This is a genomic window from Pseudomonas sp. TE3552, assembly GCF_056278945.1.
Window position 1 is genome coordinate 1876520 of sequence record NZ_JBWBQJ010000001.1, and the last position, 16530, is coordinate 1893049.

The 16530-nt window shown below is 55.0% G+C and carries 13 protein-coding genes; 7 read left to right on the forward strand and 6 right to left on the reverse strand.

Annotated features, from left to right (window positions below; genetic code table 11):
* Positions 1-19: 19 nt before the first annotated feature.
* The 5 genes from ACZ9BB_RS08315 to ACZ9BB_RS08335 all read right to left on the reverse strand — a co-directional run bounded on the left by ACZ9BB_RS08315 (position 20) and on the right by ACZ9BB_RS08335 (position 6206).
* Entirely contained in the window at positions 20-1105 is a 1086-nt protein-coding gene (locus tag ACZ9BB_RS08315; protein WP_476213331.1) for an acyl carrier protein, read from the reverse strand.
* 118 nt (positions 1106-1223) lie between these two features.
* Entirely contained in the window at positions 1224-2987 is a 1764-nt protein-coding gene (locus ACZ9BB_RS08320) for an FAD-dependent monooxygenase (protein ID WP_476213332.1), read from the reverse strand.
* 3 nt (positions 2988-2990) lie between these two features.
* Positions 2991-3602 carry an HAD-IB family hydrolase gene (locus ACZ9BB_RS08325; protein WP_476213333.1) on the reverse strand — a complete coding sequence of 204 codons (612 nt, stop codon included), beginning with the start codon at positions 3600-3602 and terminating at the stop codon, positions 2991-2993.
* Entirely contained in the window at positions 3592-5112 is a 1521-nt protein-coding gene (locus ACZ9BB_RS08330) for a class I adenylate-forming enzyme family protein (RefSeq protein WP_476213334.1), read from the reverse strand. The genes ACZ9BB_RS08325 and ACZ9BB_RS08330 overlap by 11 nt, the downstream gene beginning before the upstream one ends.
* A gap of 80 nt (positions 5113-5192) precedes the next feature.
* A complete protein-coding gene (locus ACZ9BB_RS08335) occupies positions 5193-6206 on the reverse strand; it encodes an SDR family oxidoreductase (RefSeq protein ID WP_476213335.1) in 1014 nt (337 codons plus the stop codon).
* 607 nt (positions 6207-6813) lie between these two features.
* Between ACZ9BB_RS08335 and ACZ9BB_RS08340 the strand changes: the two genes are divergently transcribed.
* Positions 6814-7410 carry a TetR/AcrR family transcriptional regulator gene (locus tag ACZ9BB_RS08340; RefSeq protein ID WP_476213336.1) on the forward strand — a complete coding sequence of 199 codons (597 nt, stop codon included), beginning with the start codon at positions 6814-6816 and terminating at the stop codon, positions 7408-7410.
* A 370-nt stretch (positions 7411-7780) separates the two neighbouring features.
* On the opposite strand, the gene ACZ9BB_RS08345 is transcribed toward ACZ9BB_RS08340, so the two are convergent.
* Positions 7781-8734 carry a LysR family transcriptional regulator gene (locus ACZ9BB_RS08345; RefSeq protein ID WP_476213337.1) on the reverse strand — a complete coding sequence of 318 codons (954 nt, stop codon included), beginning with the start codon at positions 8732-8734 and terminating at the stop codon, positions 7781-7783.
* A 93-nt stretch (positions 8735-8827) separates the two neighbouring features.
* Between ACZ9BB_RS08345 and ACZ9BB_RS08350 the strand changes: the two genes are divergently transcribed.
* The 6 genes from ACZ9BB_RS08350 to ACZ9BB_RS08375 all read left to right on the forward strand — a co-directional run bounded on the left by ACZ9BB_RS08350 (position 8828) and on the right by ACZ9BB_RS08375 (position 16528).
* Positions 8828-9385, forward strand: a complete 558-nt coding sequence (locus tag ACZ9BB_RS08350; RefSeq protein ID WP_476213338.1) for an ester cyclase — start codon at positions 8828-8830, stop codon at positions 9383-9385.
* A gap of 13 nt (positions 9386-9398) precedes the next feature.
* A complete protein-coding gene (locus tag ACZ9BB_RS08355; protein ID WP_476213339.1) occupies positions 9399-10436 on the forward strand; it encodes a polysaccharide deacetylase family protein in 1038 nt (345 codons plus the stop codon).
* A 349-nt stretch (positions 10437-10785) separates the two neighbouring features.
* On the forward strand, positions 10786-11883 hold the full coding sequence (locus tag ACZ9BB_RS08360) for a carboxynorspermidine decarboxylase (RefSeq protein WP_476213340.1): 1098 nt from the start codon (positions 10786-10788) through the stop codon (positions 11881-11883).
* A 27-nt stretch (positions 11884-11910) separates the two neighbouring features.
* Positions 11911-13155, forward strand: a complete 1245-nt coding sequence (locus tag ACZ9BB_RS08365; protein ID WP_476213341.1) for a saccharopine dehydrogenase family protein — start codon at positions 11911-11913, stop codon at positions 13153-13155.
* Between the two features lie 303 nt (positions 13156-13458).
* Entirely contained in the window at positions 13459-15237 is a 1779-nt protein-coding gene (locus ACZ9BB_RS08370; RefSeq protein WP_476213342.1) for a type I secretion system permease/ATPase, read from the forward strand.
* Entirely contained in the window at positions 15215-16528 is a 1314-nt protein-coding gene (locus ACZ9BB_RS08375) for an HlyD family type I secretion periplasmic adaptor subunit (protein WP_476213343.1), read from the forward strand. The genes ACZ9BB_RS08370 and ACZ9BB_RS08375 overlap by 23 nt, the downstream gene beginning before the upstream one ends.
* Positions 16529-16530 lie beyond the last annotated feature (2 nt).

Here is a 16530-nt window from a genome sequence, read left to right on the forward strand (position 1 = left end):
TTTACAGCGGCTCAGTACTTCAGCTCAGTCTTGCCAGAAGCGACAAGGCGTCCTGCGGCGTACGACGCGACATCAGCGCTTCACCAGCAAACTCGCTGGCAGAGCACTGTTGCGCCATAGATTGGCAGAGTGCTTCTCGGGCAAAACCGTTGAGCCCCAACTGTGCAAAGGGTGTCTCAATGTCGATCGACTGTGGCGCGTCCGGGATCAGGGGGGACAGGGAGTTGAAAAGCAGGTTGTTTACCTGCCCTTGGGCGTCCGTTGTGGCAGGTGATTGCACGTCGGTAGCGGGTGTTGATGTCGACTCGGGGGCGGCCAGGGCGGCTTTAATCAGGGCAATTGTTGCCTGCGGATACTTGGCGTTGGCCAGCTCAGTGCTGTTGGCCTTGAGTTGCGGCCACAATGCGACGACGGACTCCAGGAAGTCCAGCTGCACGAGGGAGTCCAGGCCCAGGCTTTCATAGCTTTGTTTTTGGTCGATCTGGTCAACCGTAAAACCGGTGATATTCGCCAGTTGTTCAAGTACCCATACTTCGATATCCAAGACAGGCGCCTGCGGATCGGCTTCAAGCCGCGCCAGCAAGGCGGTAGGAGTGGGGGCATCAAAAAGCAGTGATGTGAGTTCTTTCTTTTCCGGGAAGTGTTGGGCCAGGGATTCGAAAATATCGACCAGCCCGAGAGAGTCGATGCCCAGACTCTCGAAACTTTGATCGAAGTCGATTTGTTCCTTTTTGAATCCTGTGGCCGAACTTATTTCGGTGCGCAACCATTGCCCGTAGGTGAGTGCGGGCGTTTGTTCAGCGATGGGAGCCGATGCCAGGATTACCGGGTTCGAGTGTACGGGCTCCAGCACCGGAAGGTTTTTATTGACGGGGGCTTCAATCCCATGGGCATAAACACCCTCGAGAACTTGTTGATGAGCATTGAAGTAATGCGCAGTGACGGATTCAGCCTGCTCCAGCAAACGCATCAATATTGATTCTTTTGCGATATTGGATTCGCACAGTGAATCAATGATCTTTTCTGAAAGAGAGAAATAGCTGTTGGCTATTTTTCCATTGGACACGATGAATTCCTGCACCACATCGTTGAGTTGGAAGCGCATGAGGTTCTCCTAACCAAAGTCGGTATATGTTTTCTATAAACAAGAAATAAAAAGTCTTGGCCCAGGGTTGGGCCTTGTGTGAATCAATGAAGCAAACTGGCAGTAGCCATATAGAGACTTAAAGTTGGAGTTCCACTGCGTCGATCTCGGAAGATGTTGTTTTTCTGGCTCCCTTGAGCAGCCCGGATCTTACGTTCAGATAAGTGAAGAGGGTTATTGCATCGGCTCCTTGGAAAGCGATGTAGCCATCAGGACGAATCAGCATCAACGTGCCCTCTTTGGCATGGTAGCGCTTGTGCAGCCGCCAATCGGGGTCCAGCAACGTCGAGTGCCAGGAAGGCAGTTCGGCGCTGCTCAGGGCATCAATAACGCAATAAGCCTTGATGCCTGGGTAATCCTTCTCCACCGACTCGGCCAGCGAGTAGTAGCCCGGTAACAAAGGGGAAAACTGATCGGCTGCGCTGAAAATCAACAGCGTGAACGTTCCTTGGAACAAGTCGATCAAGCGTTTTGGCGGCATACCTTGCAGTTGCCACAACTCAATATCGGGAGCCAGTTGACCTGCGCGAGGCAAAGATGTCTGGAATTCGGGTTTCTTGCCTTTTTTGTCCCAATTCTTGCGCTGCTTTTTCGTCAGTGATTCTTGAATGTAATCACTCTTGCCGTAATGGTACTGATGCCCGGAAATCATCGACGGCAGTTTGCGCTGAACCTTGCGCCTGTTGCTTATCAATGGCAGAACATTGTCGCGCAGCCAAACGAGGGCGCGATGCTTGACGGTAATCAGTCCGGTCAGTCGGTGTGCCGTGTTCTCGACTTCCAGGGCCACCGGGTAGCGCTCTTCGTTGTAGCTCTCCAGCAACGATGGATCTGCCAGGCCCTGATCGACATAGGCCATTTTCCACGCCAGGTTATAGGCCTCGGAAACCCCCAGGTTCATCCATTGGCCGCCGATTGGGCTGCCGATATGAGCCGAGTCGCCCACCAGAAACACAGAGCCTTGCTGTAGCGACTGCACGCGGCGATGTTGAAAAGAGGCAATAGTGGTCGATGAAATATTGGACAGCGTCATCTTTTGCCCGCGTCCTTCGCACAGCCGCTGAAAGTTCTCCAGGCTCAAGGAAGGGCGCTCACCTTCTGGCGGTAGGTTGTAGGGCATCTCGATGAAGAGTCGATAACGGGATTCAGCGCTGATCGGCGCGACCGCGACATAACCGTCTTGTGCACCCAGGAAGAAAGCCCCTTCGTCCTTACTTCCAGACCACTCGATATCGGCATCGGCGAGCATGAAGAAGCGGTCGTAGGATGATCCTTCGAAGGTCATATCAAGACGTTTTCTAATGTTGCTGCGAGCACCGTCGCACGCGACCACCCAACGACTGGAAATTGATTCGTCGCTGCCGTGCGCATGATGAAGTGTCATCTGCACTGATCCCGGCTGATTCTCTATATCGACCAGCTCGGTATTCCACTCAACATCTGCCCCCAGCTTGTTCAGTCGCTCAAGCAGAATCTTCTCTGTCTGCGGCTGTGGCAGGCTGAGGAGCAGGGGATAGGTGGCGTCCAGGTAGGAGAAGTTGTAGTTCAGCACCCGTTTAGCGTTCGATTGCACCGAAAACTGGTTGATGGTGAATCCGTCGCTGATGGCCTGATCGGCAATACCCAGGTCCCGAAAAATTTCCAGGGTTCTGGAATGGATGGCCATCGCTTTGGTAGCGGTCGAGGGGCCGGCATTCTTTTCAATAATGCGAAAAGAGACGCCCCACTTCTTCAGCATGATTGCCAGGGACAAGCCAATAGGGCCGGCGCCTACGATCATGACTGTCGGGGTATTACCGGGTTGGCTGAAGTGCTTGGGGGCCAAAGTGCTCAGAGTGTTCATCGGTTAGTACCAGTTTCTGTAGAAGGGAGAGTTGGCAATGCCGAGCAGGGCATCGTCACCGGATGAATCTCCGTAGGCATAAATGTAAAAGTCATCAAGGTTGCTCAGACAGCCTCTGAGCCGTGTGACTTTTTCTCTCTCAACACAGTTGGTACCTGATATGCCGCCGGTCAGTTTGTTCTTCGCAGTCGCCAGGCGGGTGCCGCAGACATAGTCAAAACCCGCTGCCTGGCCCCAGGGAATCAGGTAGTTTTCCGGCGAGTTGCTGACCAGCGCAGTGACATGCCCCATGGACTGATGCCATTGCAGCCGGCGCAGGGCCTCGGGCCTGAGCCAGAGCGGTAGCTGCTCGCTGATGAAATATTTGGCATGCTCGCGCTCTTGCTCAACGGACAGACCGCCCAGATAACAGGCAATGAATGCCAGTCGGGCTTGCATCAATGGCGTGATGCCAACGATTACACTGAGCATCTTGGGCAGCAGGGGAATGATCCTGAGCCAGAACGATCGGGTTCCCACGATATAACGCATGTAGCGCCAGAACGTATGCCTGTCGGTCAATGTGCCGTCAAAGTCAAAAACGGCCAGTACCGGTTGTGTGCCATTAGCTTGCATGAATCTCTTCCTTGAGAGAGATGATCTCGATGGTTTTGGGCAGCTTGAAGCCCGAGAGGTAGCGCGAGAGCAGGGTAGAGACAGCGCTCTGAGTCAGGTCGCCGCTCCCTTCAACGCACAGGTGCAGTACGTTGACCTCCTTGTTGTCCGGGACGATGTAAGCTTTCGCGCGCACCACGTCTGGATGCTTCAGGGCAATGGATTCGATTTCAGTCAGGTCGACCATTTGCGCTTTGATCTTCGAGATTCGCAGGCGTTGGCAATAGAAGAACACATGTCCATCGTCGTCCCGCCAGACCAGATCACCCGTGTGTAGCCAACCATCACGGAAGAACCGGGCATTGGCGTCCTCTGCATCGATATAGCCGTCAATCACCATCGAGCCGCGAATCAGCAGTTCACCAATACGTCCAGGTGCGACATCCCGCCCTTCGGCATCGACGACCCGTAGTTCTACGCCCCTGATCGGTTGGCCCATGGCGCCGCGATGGACCTTGCCAATCGAGCTCTGGACAATCACCGGCATGCTCTCGGTCAATCCATAACCTTGCAGCACCGGATTGCACCCCAGCAGCCTTCCCAGCTTCTCGGCTTCGTCTGCCGGTAGATGGCTGCCACCCGAGTAAATCATCAGTTGTGGGTGCATTGGCAAAAGCGCGCCTTTGCGTTTGGCCAGTCGTGTATTGAAGTAGCGAATGACGTCAGGCACCAGGCAGGCAAAGGTAACCTTATGCTGGGACAGGACTTCTGCCAGATCCCTATTGAGCAAGGTGTTAGTCATTAATAGGGTGGCGCCCACGCTCAGGGGGAAAACCATCATCACGGACAGCCCGAAGATCGCGTACAGCGGCAGTGTCACCAGATGAACGGATCCGACGCCTTGAAGATGAAACTGCTCATGCAGCCCATCACTTGATTGCGTCAGATCAAGGTAGCGATGAGCAACGGCCAGAGGTTTGCCGATGCCCCGATAGGTGAACTGTACCGAGACAATCGGATTGCCTTCGGGCAATAACAAGGATTCGGCCTGTCGGGGAAGCCGAGAATCCGCCGTTGCGTTGTCGGGCAGGGGCGATGACGGCTCGTTTCCGGCGTTCAACACCAAGGAATGCCGAACACCGTGGGCAGGCTGAAATGCCTCGCTATGCTGCTCCAATAGCGTTTCGGTCGTCACTACCAGCATCGGTCTGGCGATGCTGATGACGCTGTTCATTTCGAATGGCGTCAGTTTGTAGTTGAGAATGACCGGAACCGCACCGCGCCCGATGATCGCCAAATAGTAAGCAATGAACTCCACCCCATTGGGTAGAACAAGCGCTACTCTGTCGCCAGGCAATACATCTAATGCTTTGAGAGCGCCATTGCACTCTTCAGCTTTTATTCGCAACTCTCGGTAAGTGACGGTATCTTCTTCCGCGTCCAGATTTCTGATAGCAATATGGTCAGGGAATGTCTCTGAAAAACCGACGAACCGATGCAGAAAACCTTCTTTATATGAAAGGCTTTTCATTTACCAACCTCTCTCAATCCTTGAATATATGGTTAGACAATAAAGTACTACAGAGGCAGGCTATATATAAATTGTTTCAATTAGGCGTCGATGTAGTTGTTTTTCCGATACCAGTCCAGGGTGTCGGTTAATGTTTCGGCCACGGGGCGGAACTTGCACCCCAACTCTGTTAGGCTTTTGTTGTGGCTGAAATGTGTACGCCCTTGTTCTTGCTCCATGAGCTTGACAGTGGAGGTGCTGATGAGTACCGGCTTTTTCGTAACTCGGTAATAACCTTCATATATCAAGGCAATTATACGCAGCATGAACAGGGGGACTTTGCGCTCCGGCGCTTTTACGCCGCTAACACTCGAGAGCGCCTGGAAAATGCTTTTCATGTCCATGTGATTGCCGGCTGCCAGATAGCGTTCTCCGGATCTGCCGCGTGTGATTGCCGCGAGTTGATGCTCCGCCACATCCCTGGCATCGACAACGGAAAAACTTCCAGGCAGTACGCCGGGCAATTTTTTTCCGACAAAGTCGAGCAGGAACTGTCCTGATGAGGTCGGGCCGATGTCGCCAGGACCAAACATCCAGCCTGGCAATACCATGGCGATGAACATATCCGGGTGCCGCAACAGAAATTCCTGAACTTTCTGTTCTGACATTATTTTACTCAAGTAATAATCGTCAGCCTCCGATTCACTGCGAGACATTGTTTCATCGATCACTTGATCTTTGTTGCCCTGCAACACGGCAATGGATGAAGTATGGACGGCACGACGAATGCCTGCGGCATAAGCGGCTTGCAGTAGTCGCTCGGTTCCGGTCACATTGGTGTCATACAGTTTCTGCCAATGTTTTCCGCCTTTGTAACTATCGCGGAAATAGGCAGCTGTATGGAACAAGGCATCACAGCCTTGCAAGGCATGGCTGAAGGCATCGACATTGAGCATGTCGCCTTCGACAAATTCGACAGGCAGATTGCCGAACTGCTTCTTGGCTTTTTCGACGGAACGGACCAGCGCTTTTACTTTGATTTTTCGCTTTAAAAGCGCATGAACCACATTATTACCGAGCAGGCCTGTAGCGCCTGTAACAAAGGCATATTCCATTAAAATCCAGCTCCTGTGAGGTACCTGCTATTGCATTGAGATCGATGTCCCCAGGCTCGATGCTTTGATCAGGCGTTGGTTCCATCAACGGTGGCAAGTAAAAACCATTCGGTATCTGAAAATCAAGCGGTATTTCATGGCCGCTGAAAGGTCGACGCTCTTGGATCCGCTCTAAAACACGAAAATCCAGTGGTTTAGAGCGTCGTCGGCAGCTGGCATTCACTTGGATTGACCGGATAAAGGTCATCGCAAGGCATTTCCGCCACCCGTCGCCTGTCCCTGGAAGGCGTCACAAGACACCTCGCTGACTCGATCCGACAGGGGAGGCACGTGCCAGGCCGGATGCCAAGGCGTGTGAACGTATTGGAGCTGAGACTTCTTCATGAGTTGAAAGCGCTTGCAATACCGGCGAAAAATCGTCGGTGCAGCCATCTTGAACCCCCGTACATGGCGTTTACATGGCACTCCTTAACAGTTTAAATACCAAATGATTAAGAGGGTCTGGTATAAGATATGATAGTTGGAACAGGTTTTTGCACAGTGAGTAGCAGATTCGTTGCATTCAGTTACAAATAGATTTTTATGTTTGGCCAAAGGAGCCGAAGGTGTGATCAAAAAGAGATTAGGTCGAGAAGAAAGTCAGCAAGTAACAAGAGATAGATTATTCGACACCGCCACTGATCTTATGGTGAGAAAAGGCTTTCATGCTGCCAGTGTCAATGCTATTTCCGAGGAGGCCGGCTTTTCAAAAGGGGCCTTCTTCTCAAACTTTACAAGTAAGTCAGACTTGCTTCTGCAGTTGACTCAGAGGTTCAAGAGAGTTGAGATAGATCGCTTGGGTGTTACCCTGACTTCGGGGTATTCATCGGAAGAGCTGACCCTTGGATTGAATGCATATATTGATACGCTTAAAAATAATACCAGTTGCGCGATTCTTGATGCTGAGTTGCAACTGATCGCCTTACGCGATGAAGAGTTTTCAAAGCATTACTACGACCTGCATCAGGAGAATAGTGAAGCCCTGGGCAAGTTGATTACTATTATATTTAATCATGCAGGCAAGAAGCCTCCTTTGGCGTATGCCGCTCTTGCAAGAACCTTCACCGCTTTGTCGGAAGGTTTGATACTGCAAGGACATAAAGATCCGGCCTCTGAAATAAAGCTGGTGTTGAACTCGCTTATCCAGACAGCAGAGCCTTTATAGAAGCCCATCCATCGAATCCAAATCGATACGATGATGGCTGCGGCTGCGCAAAGTCCGCCAAGCGTCACCACGCGTACGCCGCCCTAGCGTGCTTACGATGGCGACTCCCGTCAGGAGCCCAGAGTCATCGGCTTACACAGCAGCGAATGGCGCTTGCTTTATTCAGCATCCCTGCGATTCGCCATGTCAGTGTTCTGTGATTTTTTGATGTGCAGAGTAATCAGCGCAAGGATGCCGATTACGAAGGGCGTCATGACCAACATAGCCTCCCGCGGAGCCTTCCACGGCGCGCTGGATCTTGATCTGGGTATCGGCGCGGGTGTTCAGGTTTTAAGGATCCAAGTTCTATTCATTCTTGCAGTTGCGAGTATCAGCGCAAATATTCGTCCAGGTTGCTGGATTCTTCTGCAAAGCGCTCGATCAGAAACTCGAGAAGGGCGCGTACGCGAGGTGCCATGTACCGGTTACGTTGATAAAGGGCATGTACCGGCGCGTCCGCGGATTGCCATTGCGGCAATAGGATCTTCAAGCGTCCTGCTCGTAGATCTGCGCCAATATCCCACATTGATTTCATCGCAATGCCGTAACCGTGAACGGCCCACTCTCGAGCGACCGCCCCATCATTTGTCTCGCGAGCGTTTGCGAGTGGGACGGTATAACTTTCGACTTTGCCATTTCGGGTGAAGCGCCAGTCGTTCGCAGGCCCGGCGACAGAGTTGAGGACGATGCAGTCGAAACGCTCCAAATCCCCTGGGTGTTCGGGGGTGCCGTGCTTCGCCAGGTATCGGGGTGATGCGCATAGCACGCGCCGGTTGGGCGCCAGGGGGCGGGCAACGAAGGAACTGTCCGGCGGCACGCCGAATCGGATGGCGAGATCAACATCGTCATGCAACAAATTCGACAATGAATCCGTCAGCACCAGCGCGAACCTCACCTCAGGGTATTGCGTGTTGAACTGGTCAAGCCAACTCTTTAGCACGTTGCGACCGAAATCCGAGGTTGCGGAAATTCGCACCTTGCCACCCACGACGCTTTTCCCGGCCTGTAGAAAGGCATTGCCATCGTCGAGCGCCTGGAGTGCCTGCTGGCAATAGGTCAAATACGTCCGACCTTCATCCGTCAAACGCAAGTGGCGTGTCGTGCGCTCGAACAGGCGCGTATGCAACACCGATTCGAGCTTGACGAGGCGCGCACTCGCGGCAGCGGGGGAGAGCCCGAGCTTGCGGCCTGCGGCCGACAATCCACCCAGATTTGCTGCTTCGACAAACAGCCTGATGTCGCCTAGAGAGTCCATGATTTTCGAATTTTTTTGAAAGTTATTCAAATAGTACGCCAATTATCAAACTGAAGGGACCTACTCAAAATGGCTGCGTAAAGTTGCAGTTCGATCCATTACCTATCGATTGGAGAGTCATTAATGTCGCTTTTACCTGTTGCACGCCTGACCCGCGCAAGTTGTTGGTTGCTCACTTCCCTGATCACCGTCGCGGTGCCCCCCGTCTTTGCCGCGACCGATTCGCTCGTCCACCCCCGCAATGTGATCATCGACCAAAGTCTTGCCAGAGCACAGGTCGAGGCGCAGATCCTGGCAGCACGTCGCTATGGCACGTTCTGGACCACCGGCGATGAAGCGCTCGCCCGCGCCGCCCTGGCGCCTGACTTCAAGGATTCCACGCTGCCGCCAGGTCGCCCCCAAGGCATCACCGGGCCGATCGCAGCATCGAAAACGATGCATGCGGCTATCCCCGATATCCAGTGCGAAGTGCAGCAGATGATGGTAGTCGGCGACCGGGTCATCGCTCACTTGCGTTTCACTGGCCACTTTACCGGTCAGTTCAAGAGCGTCCAGGGCAAAGGGCAGCCGATCGACTTCATAGCGACTGATATCTACCGCGTCGTCGACGGTCGCATCGCTGAGAACTGGCATCTCGAAGATAACCTGACTCTGCTCCAACAACTCGGCGTTGCGCAGTAAGGAAATCACGCTGATGAAAATTGATCATGAATCCACTGCTGACGACCCCAATACATCGGAGCAAGTCAGTCGCCGCACGTTTCTCAATCGCGCCGGGGCGGCCGCGGGCGTTCTTGCGGCCAGTGCGGTACTCCCTACTGTCGCAGCCGCGCAAGCCGTGTCATCTACGCCAAAGCCCGCGGCTACACCAAGCCATGGTCAGTTCTGGCCTGACGGCATTCGGCTGGTCGTTTCCATTTCCATGCAGTTCGAGGCGGGTGGACAGCCGTCCAAAGGTACGGACAGTCCTTTCCCCAAGGTAGATTTTCCGCCAGACATCCCATCGGACCCGGCAGCCAACACCTGGTTCGCCTACGGTTATCGCGAGGGAATTGCGCGCATGCTCGATCTGTGGGATCGCCACCATGTCAAGGTAACCTCGCACATGATCGGCGAGGCGGCTCGGCGGCATCCCGAACTGGCAAGAGAGATCGTTGCACGCGGCCATGAAGCAGCCGGACATGGTCCTCGCTGGAGTTCCCAATATGCGATGAGCCGCGAGGAAGAGAAGCAATTCCTCGTCCAGGCAGCCGGCATGGTCGAAGAAGTCACGGGTCAGCGACCGATTGGCTACAACTGCAACTGGCTGCGACGTGGTCCGAACACCTTGTCGCTGCTACAAGAGTTGGGCTATGCCTATCACATCGACGATCTGAGCCGCGATGAGCCTTTCATCGAACAGGTCAATGGCAAGGACTTCGTCGTGGTGCCGTATACGCTGCGCAACAACGACATTCTGCTGATCGAAGGCCGTAACTATTCGCCGTCCCAATTCCTGGAACAGATCAAGTTGGACTTCGATCAGCTCTACGAAGAGGCCGGCACCCGCCGCCGCATGATGTCGGTCAGTGCACATGACCGCATCAGCGGTTCGCCGCAAATGGTGAGGGTCTGGGACGAGTTTCTGCGTTACACCAAGAGCCGGTCGGGGGTCGCGTTCATGCGTAAGGACGAGATTGCACGCTACGTTCGGAACAGCCCGCTGACGCTGCGCGAAGCCGAAACAATATAAAAAACTGCCCAGCCACACTCACAATGGGTGGACTCGGCAAAACTTTCGCCAAAATCATCAAACAAAAGAACGCGTTCACAGCGCAGATTTTCCCGCAGAGAGGTAAAGGCTGGCCGTCATCTATCCAGAGGCTGGAAAGTTCAGAGAGCTACACTAGTCGTTTGCTACGCATGAAAAGGACCTCGCGGCAAAGGCAGCGCCGACGACATGTTCGACGTCCCATTGTTCAACATGCTCCTGGATCCAGTTCAGGACGACTCAGCGATCTGGGCTTTCTGCTCTTTCGATATGTAGCAAGTGAAGGCACAATGCGCATCCTTTTTTGGCTGGCCTTGCCGGAGGCCTCGAAATGATCAAAACGCCGTACTACCTCATCGATAAACAGAAACTACTGCAGAACATGCAGAAGATCGCTTATGTGCGCGAACAATCCGGGGCCAAGGCCTTGCTGGCACTCAAGTGCTTCGCCACCTGGTCGGTGTTCGACCTGATGCAGCAATACATGGACGGCACGACCTCGTCGTCGCTCTATGAACTCAAGCTCGGTCGACAGAAGTTCGCTGGCGAGACCCACGCCTACAGCGTGGCCTGGGCCGATGACGAGATCGAGGAGATGCTCGATAACTGCGACAAGATCATCTTCAACTCCATCAGCCAGTTGCAGCGCTACAGTGAAGCTTCAGCAGGCAAGGTGCGCGGTCTGCGGGTCAACCCGCAGGTGAGCAGCTCGGATTACCTGCTGGCCGATCCGGCGCGGCCGTTCAGCCGCCTGGGCGAGTGGGATCCGGCAAAGATCGAACAAGTCATCGAGCAAATCTCTGGCTTCATGTTCCACAACAACTGCGAGAACGGCGACTTTGGCTTGTTCGACCAGATGCTGTGCACCATCGAAGAGCGATTCGGTCATTTGCTGCACAAGGTCGAGTGGGTCAGCCTCGGTGGCGGCATCCATTTCACCGGCGAAGACTACGCGCTGGACGCGTTCTGCGCGCGACTCAAGTCCTTCTCGCAGAAGTACGGCGTGCAGGTCTACCTGGAGCCGGGCGAAGCCGCCATCACCCAGAGCGCTTCGCTGGAAGTCACCGTGCTCGACACCCTTTATAACGGTAAGCACCTGGCGGTAGTGGACAGCTCTATCGAAGCGCACATGCTCGATCTGCTGATCTATCGGCTGAACGCCAAACTGGCGCCGAGTGAAGGCGAGCACACCTACATGGTGTGCGGCAAATCCTGCCTGGCCGGGGACATTTTTGGCGAGTATCAATTTGACCGTCCGCTGGCGATTGGCGATCGGCTGTCGTTCATCGACGCAGCGGGTTACACCATGGTCAAGAAGAACTGGTTCAACGGCCTGAAAATGCCGTCCATCGTAGTGAAACAACTCGACGGTAGTGTCGAGGTGGTTCGTGAGTTTGGTTTCAACGACTACATGTCCAGCCTTTCGTAAGCTGGCAGAGAAGGAGAGAGAGAAAAATTGAAGAAGAACGTACTTATCATTGGTGCAGGAGGTGTCGCCAAGGTGGTGGCCCACAAGTGCGCGCAGCACAACGATGAACTCGGTCGTATTGCTATCGCGTCGCGCAACATCTCCAAATGCCAGGCCATCATCGACAGTGTCAAGGCCAAGGGTAGCCTCAAGCAGCCCGCCGACATCAAGGCCTTCTCGCTGAACGCTCTGGATGTCGAAGCGACCAAGGCGCTGATCCGCGAAACCGGATCGCAGATCGTCATCAACGTCGGTTCTGCGTTCCTCAACATGTCGGTGCTGCGTGCCTGCATCGATACTGGCGTGGCCTACCTGGACACCGCCATTCACGAAGAACCGGGCAAAATCTGCGAGACGCCGCCCTGGTATGGCAACTACGAGTGGAAGCACCTCGAGGAATGCCAGCAGAAGAACATTACCGCCATCCTCGGCGTGGGCTTCGACCCGGGTGTGGTCAACGCCTATGCGGCACTGGCGCAACAACAGTATTTCGACCGCATTGATTCGATCGACATTCTCGACGTCAATGCGGGTTCCCATGGCAAGTATTTCGCCACCAATTTCGACCCGGAAATCAACTTCCGCGAGTTCACCGGCCAAGTGTGGAGCTGGCAGGACAGTCAGTGGACCAGCAACACGATGTTCGAAGTCAAGCGCACCGACGACTTGCCGGTCGTAGGGTCGCAGAACCTGTACCTGACCGGCCACGATGAAGTGCACTCCCTGTCCAAGAACCTCGGCGTGCCCAACGTGCGTTTCTGGATGAGCTTCGGCGAGCACTACATCAATGTGTTCACCGTACTCAAGAACCTCGGCCTGCTCTGCGAGCAACCGGTCAAGACCGCCGAAGGCCTGGAAGTCGTGCCGCTGAAAGTGGTCAAGGCCGTGCTCCCTGATCCGAGTTCTCTGGCGCCCGGCTACACCGGCAAGACCTGCATCGGCGACCTGGTAAAAGGCACCAAGGATGGCCAGCTGCGCGAAGTGTTCATCTACAACGTGGCCGACCACGAGGAAGCTTACGCAGAAACCGACAGCCAGGGCATTTCCTATACCGCTGGCGTGCCACCTGTAGCAGCAGCCCTGCTGGTCGCGCGCGGGGAGTGGGATGTGCAGCGCATGGCCAACGTCGAGGAGCTGCCGGCCGAGCCGTTCCTCAAGGCGCTGGATGTGATGGGCCTGCCGACCCGCATCAAGGACGAGAATGGAGATCGTCCCTGGAACTGCAACGCCTGAGGCTCGCAAACTACCTGCGAAGCTCTTGCTCGCTCCAAACGCAGAAACGCCGCTCATTTGAGCGGCGTTTTGGTTTGTACTCAAAGAAAGCCTGCGTTCAGCTCGGGCCGCGTTCGGACGAAGCCGCCAGTGATTGCGCTACGTCGGGCAGGCTGCTGTGCAGTTGAACGCAACCTCGCGGGCTCGGCAGCTGCTACAGATCGCATTTCGGCTTGACTGATTGGCATTAGCGGCAATTGCTGCACACAGTCGTTCGGCATGATCTACGCTCCACAATGGATGGGTTTTCGAGCAGGAGTTTCCATGCGAAGCGCACCTGACAACAGCCTGAAAATCGCGTTGAAAGCCTGTAGAGACAGCTTTGTTTCTGTTGGTTTTTTCAGTTTTTTCATCAACGCGCTGATGCTCGTTCCTACTTTTTATATGCTTCAGGTATATGGACGAGTGGTAACCAGCGGAAGTCTGACAACCTTGGCGATGCTGACGTTGATCATGACCGGACTGGTGGTCACGCTCGGCTCCCTGGAATGGGTCCGTTCACGCATCATGGTTCGGGTCAGTACCCGGCTGGATGTGTTGCTGGGTCGCCAGGTCTATAAGGCCAGTTTCAAACGAGCGCTGGAAAGTGGCGGCATGGATGCCTCGGCCCAGTCGCTCAACGACTTGACGGGCTTGAGACAGTTTCTATCCGGCAATGGATTGTTCGCCTTTTTCGATGCGCCCTGGTTGCCTATCTATGTCGCTGTGATGTTCATGTTCCATCCCTGGTATGGCTGGGTAGCGGTGGGCAGTGCGTTGTTGTTGTTATTTCTCGCGTTTCTCAACGAGAGGTTGACGGGGCCGGCACTTGCCCAGGCTAACAAGGAACATATTGGCGCGACGCTCCACACCACGAAAAATCTGCGCAACGCTGAAGTCATCGAGTCCATGGGCATGCTTGATACCCTTATGGACCGTTGGGGGCGTCGCCAGAGAAATGTCCTGTTGCTGCAGTCCGGGGCGAGCGATAGAGGTGGCATCATCAGCACGCTTTCCAGGTCTTTCCGGATCCTGGTGCAATCGCTGATCCTTGGTCTGGGGGCGTACCTGACCGTGGACCATCAGGTGGGGCCAGGCATGGTGTTTGCCGGGTCCGTGCTGCTAGGGCGCGCATTGGCCCCCATCGATCTGATCATCGGCAGCTGGAAGGGCTTTATTGCGGCCCGCTCGCAGTACCGCCGTCTCAACGACATCCTCGATAAACAACAGGCTCAGCCCGAGCGTATGACACTGCCTGCGCCTCAGGGGCATGTGCAGGTGGAGAATTTGATCGTCGCGGCACCTGGCTCGAAAACCCCGATCATCAAAAACATAAGTTTCAGCGTACCTGCCGGTTGCATTGTCGGGATCATCGGTCCAAGTGCCGCGGGCAAGTCCACCCTGGCCAGGGCACTGATGGGGGTATGGGCGCCGCAGCATGGGGTGGTCCGGCTCGATGGCGCGGACATCTGTGCGTGGGACAAACATGAACTTGGGCCGTACATAGGTTACTTGCCCCAGGACATTGAATTATTCGAAGGCAGCGTCAGCGAGAACATTGCCCGCTTCGCCGAGGTCGATTCCGAGAAAGTCGTTCTGGCTGCCAAGTCTGCCGGCGTTCACGAAATGATTCTGCTGTTGCCCGATGGCTATGACACCGTCATTGGCAGCGATGGCGTCATGCTGTCGGGAGGGCAGCGCCAACGCATAGGCCTGGCCCGTGCCCTGTATGGCAACCCGCGGCTGATTATCCTCGACGAGCCCAATTCCAATCTCGACGAAGTCGGTGATCGTGCCCTGGCGGTGGCTATCCAGCAGCTCAAGCTGACAGGTGCAACCGTGTTTGTGATTACCCACCGAACCAACATTGTGTCCCAACTTGACCGGCTGATGGTGATGAGTGATGGCGCTATCAGTCTCTATGGACCACGCGAACAAGTGCTGGCCGAACTCGCGCAGCGGGCACAAAAGCACGCCACGCAAGCAGGCGCAAGCGTGGCTTCGGTGGCTACTCGCAAGGGTGATGCCGATGAACAGTACGATGCTCAGTCGTCAAACAGATAACTTCGCCGACCTGGCGGTATCTGATCGAAAGATCCGTCGCCTGGGTTTTGGCATTTTATTGATGACCTTCGGGGTGTTCGGCACCTGGGCGGCGGTCGCACCGATCGATGGCGCGGCTTACGCGCCTGGCGTGGTCACCGTGCAGGCTTATCGGAAAACGGTACAACACCTCGAAGGTGGCATCGTCAAAGAGGTGTTGGCCCATGACGGTGACATCGTCAAGCAAGATGACCCGCTGATTATTCTCGATGATGCCCAGCTGCGATCCGAATACGAGATGACCCGAAGCCAGCTCATTGCCGCCAGAGCCATGGAGGCAAGACTCAAGGCTGAGCGGGACAATCTGCCAGCAATTGGCTTTGACGTCGTGACCGATTCCGACAGTCAGCGAGGTGCCGAAGCGCGCCAGGGCGAGACCCAGGTATTCAACGCACGACGGGGGTCACGGCTGGGCCAGATATCGGTTCTGAAAGAGCGCATCGGTCAGTTGAATCAACAGATCAAGGGGCTGGAGGCGATGATCGGGGTCAAGGGCCAACTGAATAAATCCTACAGCGGTGAAATCGTTGAATTGACCGACATGTTGTCGCAAGGATTCGTCGACAAACAACGTCTGCTTGAGCAGCAGCGCAAGCTTGAAATGGTCAAGTCCGAATTGGCCGACCATCGTTCGACCATCACCAGGACTCGTCTGCAGATCAATGAAACACAGCTGCAGATTCTACAAGTCGATAAAGACTTCAATGCCGATGTCGCCAAACAATTGGCCGATGTCCAGACCAAAATCTACGACCTGCAAGAGAAGGCTTCCGCCCTGGAGGACCGGCTCAGCCATATCATCATCCGCGCACCCGAATCGGGCATGGTGATTGGCATGACGGTGCACACGATTGGCGGCGTCGTGCGCTCGGCGACGCCCTTGCTGGACATTGTTCCCTCGGTTTCTGAACTGGTCATAGAGGCCCAGGTGGCTCCGGTCGATATCGATCGCATCGCCATCGGCAAGCGTGCCGATATCCGTTTCGGCGCGTTCAATAGTGCGACCACGCCGGTGATCCAGGGCGAGGTCATCAGTGTCTCGGCGGACCGGCTGGTCAACGAAAAGACCGGGACTCCCTATTACCTGGCGCGGGTCCGGGTCACCGAAGCCGGCGTGCGCGTCTTGGGTGATCGCAAATTACTGCCGGGGATGCCTGCGGACGTGTTGATCATCACGGGGCAACGCACGCTGTTGCAATACCTTCTGCAGCCGGCCCGCAATGTCATCTCTCAAGCGATGATCGAGGAGTGATC

Bases quoted from the DNA above. Each gene is read 5' to 3' on its own strand.
- ACZ9BB_RS08370 (WP_476213342.1), top strand. From the start codon at position 13,459: ATGCGAAGCGCACCTGACAACAGCCTGAAAATCGCGTTGAAAGCCTGT.
- ACZ9BB_RS08350 (WP_476213338.1), top strand. From the start codon at position 8,828: ATGTCGCTTTTACCTGTTGCACGCCTGACCCGCGCAAGTTGTTGGTTG.
- ACZ9BB_RS08355 (WP_476213339.1), top strand. From the start codon at position 9,399: ATGAAAATTGATCATGAATCCACTGCTGACGACCCCAATACATCGGAG.
- ACZ9BB_RS08375 (WP_476213343.1), top strand. From the start codon at position 15,215: ATGCTCAGTCGTCAAACAGATAACTTCGCCGACCTGGCGGTATCTGAT.
- ACZ9BB_RS08330 (WP_476213334.1), bottom strand. From the start codon at position 5,112: ATGAAAAGCCTTTCATATAAAGAAGGTTTTCTGCATCGGTTCGTCGGT.
- ACZ9BB_RS08315 (WP_476213331.1), bottom strand. From the start codon at position 1,105: ATGCGCTTCCAACTCAACGATGTGGTGCAGGAATTCATCGTGTCCAAT.
- ACZ9BB_RS08325 (WP_476213333.1), bottom strand. From the start codon at position 3,602: ATGCAAGCTAATGGCACACAACCGGTACTGGCCGTTTTTGACTTTGAC.
- ACZ9BB_RS08320 (WP_476213332.1), bottom strand. From the start codon at position 2,987: ATGAACACTCTGAGCACTTTGGCCCCCAAGCACTTCAGCCAACCCGGT.
- ACZ9BB_RS08335 (WP_476213335.1), bottom strand. From the start codon at position 6,206: ATGGAATATGCCTTTGTTACAGGCGCTACAGGCCTGCTCGGTAATAAT.
- ACZ9BB_RS08360 (WP_476213340.1), top strand. From the start codon at position 10,786: ATGATCAAAACGCCGTACTACCTCATCGATAAACAGAAACTACTGCAG.